The sequence below is a fragment of the Mesorhizobium sp. genome (genome assembly GCF_024509055.1).
Lineage (GTDB): Bacteria > Pseudomonadota > Alphaproteobacteria > Rhizobiales > Rhizobiaceae > Mesorhizobium.
Map to the genome: position 1 here is coordinate 1 of NZ_JANINM010000166.1, position 3583 is coordinate 3583.

Annotated in this window: 3 protein-coding genes and 1 pseudogene; all 4 read left to right on the forward strand. The window is 63.0% G+C overall.

All coding sequences use genetic code 11. From position 1 onward, the window contains the following. Positions 1–368 (forward strand): annotated as a pseudogene (locus Q0L57_RS08110) (DeoR/GlpR transcriptional regulator); the annotation flags it as partial. Between the two features lie 55 nt (positions 369–423). Beyond that, a complete protein-coding gene (gene rhaS / locus Q0L57_RS08115) occupies positions 424–1419 on the forward strand; it encodes a rhamnose ABC transporter substrate-binding protein (RefSeq protein ID WP_296740924.1) in 996 nt (331 codons plus the stop codon). A gap of 81 nt (positions 1420–1500) precedes the next feature. After that, complete coding sequence (locus tag Q0L57_RS08120) at positions 1501–3060, forward strand: sugar ABC transporter ATP-binding protein (protein WP_296740926.1); 1560 nt, start codon at positions 1501–1503, stop codon at positions 3058–3060. After that, on the forward strand, positions 3057–3583 hold a 527-nt coding region (locus Q0L57_RS08125), incomplete at its 3' end, for an ABC transporter permease (protein ID WP_296740928.1). The genes Q0L57_RS08120 and Q0L57_RS08125, both read left to right, overlap by 4 nt.

Sequence of the window (3583 nt, forward strand, 5' to 3'; positions counted from 1 at the left end):
TCTACCGCGAGCAGAACATCATCCTGTCGCCCTTCGACAATGACGTGACGCGCAATTTCTATGCGCGTCGCATGTTCATGGGCGCTCAAGGGTTGGGACCGCTCGGATTGATGGAGGGCGATCCGCTGCTGATCCAGGCCGAGCAGAAACTGATCGACCAGGCCGACGAGCTGGTGGTGCTGGTCGACTCGTCCAAGTTCCGCATGCGCTCCAGCCTGATCCTGTGCGGGCTTTCGCGCATCGCCACCGTGATCACCGATGACGGCATCGAGGACCGCGAGGCCAAGATGCTGGAAACAGCTGGGGTGACGCTGATCGTCGCCAGCAAACAGTCAAGCGACAAGGAAGAATCTTCACTGCAGGCCTGAGGACAACTCGCGCCCGCAGCGGCGATGGAATGCAACGCTCAAGGGAGGATATTCGATGAGCTTTTTGAAGAAACTGCTGGTTACGGCGGCCTTTTCCGCAGCCATGTTCGTGAATGCCGCCTATGCCGAGAACGTCAAGATCGCGCTGGTGGTGAAGTCGCTGGGCAACGGCTTCTTCGACGCCGCCAACAAGGGCGCCGAGGAAGCAGCCAAGGAGCTGGGCGACGTCGACGTCATCTACACCGGCCCGACCAAGGCGACCGCCGAGGCGCAGATCGAGGTCATCAACTCGCTGATCGCGCAGAAGGTCAACGCTATCGCTGTTTCAGCCAATGACGCCGACGCTCTGGTGCCGGTGCTGAAGAAGGCGATGGAACGCGGCATCACCGTTATCTCGTGGGACTCCGGCGTCGCCAAGGAAGGCCGCCAGCTCCACCTCAACCCCTCCGACACCGGCCTGATCGGCGAGACCATCATCAAGCTCGCCGCCGACTACCTGCCGGAAGGCGGCGACGTCGCCATTCTGTCGGCGTCCTCGACGGCGACCAACCAGAACGCCTGGATCGAGGCGGCGAAGAAGGTGCTGCCGGAGAAATTCCCGAAGATCAAGCTGGTCGCCACCGTCTATGGCGACGACGACTCGGCCAAAAGTACCGACCAGGCCAAGGGCCTGTTGAAGTCCTATCCGAACCTCAAGGCGATCATCGCGCCGACCACCGTCGGCGTCGTCGCCGCCGCCCAGGTCGTCACCGACGAGAACCTGATCGGCAAGGTCAACGTCACCGGCCTCGCCCTGCCGTCGGAATTCAAGAAGTTCATCGACAATGGCGCATCCCAAGCGGTCGCGCTGTGGAACCCGATCGACCTCGGCTACTCGGCGATCTACCTCGCCCATGACCTGGCGGTGAAGAAGGACGAGGCAAAGCCCGGCGCAACGCTGTCGATCGGTCGCGTCGGCAAGGTGACGCTCGACGAGAACAACTCGGCCGCGATGGCTCCGCCCTTCCAGTTCGACAAGACCAACATCGAGAAGTTCTCCAAGATCTATTGATCCTGGCGCCTTCAAGCGTGCGGCGGGGCACTCGTCCCGCCGCAATTTCAGACGGACCTTCTCTCAGGGCCTGATACGGATATGGACACGACAGCCCAACACAAGGCGGCGACGGATGGGCTCAAGCCTTCCGATCCGGCACAGGGCGCAAGCCCGCGCCTGACGCTCTCCGGCATCTCCAAGAGTTTCCCGGGCGTGCGCGCCCTGCACAATGTCAGCCTGTCGCTCTATCCGGGCCAGGTGACGGCGCTGATCGGCGAGAACGGCGCCGGCAAGTCGACGCTGGTCAAGATCATGACCGGCATTTACCAGCCCGATGCCGGCGAAATCAGCATCGATGGTGAGGCCACGACACTGCCCAGCGCGCATGCCGCCTTCGGCCACGGCATCACCGCCATCCACCAGGAAACGGTTCTGTTCGACGATCTGTCGGTCGCCGAAAACATCTTCCTCGGCCACGCGCCGCGCACCCGCTTCGGCACCATCGACTGGGGCACCATGCGCAAAAATGCGCGCGAGGTGCTGGAGACGATGCGGGCCGGCCATATCGACGCCGATGCCCGGCTCAGGGACCTCGGCATCGCCAACAAGCATCTGGTGGCCGTGGCCCGCGCGATGTCGATCGACGCGCGCATCGTCATAATGGACGAGCCGACCGCGGCGCTCTCGATGAAGGAGATCGAGGAGCTTTTCCTCTTGATCGAGTTCCTGAAGAGTGAAGGCAAGGCGGTGCTCTTCATCAGCCACAAGTTCGACGAGATATACCACATCGCCGACTGCTACACCGTCTTCCGCGACGGCGAGATGGTGGGCGAGGGCCTGCTCAAGGACGCCGGCCAGAACGAGATCGTGCGCATGATGGTCGGCCGCAACGTCGACCACATCTTCCCGCAGCGCGAGCCGAAGATCGGAGCGCCGGTGCTGTCGGTTTCGGGCCTGTCGCATCCGACGGAGTTCGACGACATCGGCTTTGAATTGCGCAAGGGCGAGATCCTCGGCTTTTACGGGCTGGTCGGCGCCGGGCGCAGCGAGGTGATGCAGGCGATCGCAGGCATCACCCGCACCAGCAGAGGCACGATCTCGCTGGATGGCAACTCCCTTGCGCCGAGATCGGCCGCGGATTCGATCGAGGCGGGCATCGTCTACGTGCCGGAAGAGCGCGGCAAGCAGGGCGTGGTGATCGGCCTGCCGATCTTCCAGAACGTCTCTCTTCCCTCGCTCGGCCGCACCTCAAAGTCCGGCATGCTTCGCCTGGCGGAAGAGTTCGCGCTCGCGCGCTCCTACACCGAACGGCTCGACCTGCGCGCCTCCTCGCTCAGCCAGGATGTCGGCACGCTTTCCGGCGGCAACCAGCAGAAGGTGGTCATCGCCAAATGGCTGGCCACTACGCCCAAGGTGATCATTCTCGACGAGCCCACCAAGGGCATCGACATCGGTTCCAAGGCCGCCGTGCACGGCTTCATGGCGGAACTCGTCGCGCAAGGTCTTTCGGTGATCATGGTCTCGTCCGAGTTGCCCGAAATCCTCGGCATGTCGGACCGGGTCGTCGTCATGCGCGAGGGCCGCATCGCGGCTACCTACGACAACAAGGGGCTAGATGCCGAGACGCTGGTTCGAACGGCAGCGGGGATCGCGGCATGAAGAGCTTCCTCAAATATCGCGAGATCTGGCTGCTGGCCGGTATCGTGGTGCTGATCGGATTGATTTCAACGCGCTTTCCGGGCTTTGCCGATCCGGCAAATCTGCGCCAGGTGTTCAATGACACCGCGATCCTCATGATCCTGGCGCTCGGGCAGATGGTGGTGATCCTGACCCGCTCGATCGATCTTTCGATGGCGTCCAACCTCTGCTTCACCGGCATGGTGGTGGCGATGCTGAATGCCGCGCACCCAGCGATCCCTATCCCGCTGCTGATCGTCATCGCCCTCGCTGTCGGGCTGGTGCTCGGCGCCATCAACGGCTTCCTGGTCTGGCGGCTGAACATCCCTTCGATCGTGGTCACACTCGGCACGCTCACCATCTATCGCGGCGCGACCTTCGTCGTCTCCGGCGGCGCCTGGGTCAATGCAGATCAGATGAGCCCGGCGTTCATCAATTTCCAGCGCGCCGCGTTGCTCGGTATTCCGGTGCTGTCCTGGATCGCGATCGCGGTGATCGCGCTGTT

Coding starts and splice junctions, on each gene's coding strand:
- Q0L57_RS08120 (WP_296740926.1), top strand. CDS start 1,501: ATGGACACGACAGCCCAACACAAGGCGGCGACGGATGGGCTCAAGCCT.
- rhaS (WP_296740924.1), top strand. CDS start 424: ATGAGCTTTTTGAAGAAACTGCTGGTTACGGCGGCCTTTTCCGCAGCC.